Annotated in this window: 1 protein-coding gene; it reads right to left on the bottom strand. The window is 59.2% G+C overall.

All coding sequences use genetic code 11. The features are described 5' to 3' along the window. Positions 1-230 (bottom strand): hypothetical protein (locus DVDV_RS21730; protein ID WP_139311721.1); only part of this gene is annotated, 230 nt, incomplete at its 3' end. Positions 231-304 lie beyond the last annotated feature (74 nt).

Consider the following 304-nt stretch of genomic DNA (forward strand, 5'->3'; position numbering starts at 1 on the left):
TGCGTCGGGCCTTCCCGCAGGAAGGCGTAGTGGACCGCGACCGGCCGGCCCATCCTGCTCTCGCAGTATTCTTTGAGATCGCGTTGCAGATATTCGTCGACCCTTGCGTCGTCAGGCGCATTGTGAGCGAAATGCATGAGCCCAATGGACACCAGGATGAGGATGGGCGCAATGTAGTACAAGCAGGCCGCACCAAGGAGTGCGAGAAGGACAAGACCTATTTTTTTCATGGGCAGCCTTGGGGAAGGTACGCTCCTTGGAGAGCTGTCGTTCGGATCGCCCGGGACGTTCGGTCTGTGGCGGA

It is taken from the genome of Desulfovibrio sp. DV, assembly GCF_001936595.1.
GTDB lineage: Bacteria > Desulfobacterota > Desulfovibrionia > Desulfovibrionales > Desulfovibrionaceae > Solidesulfovibrio.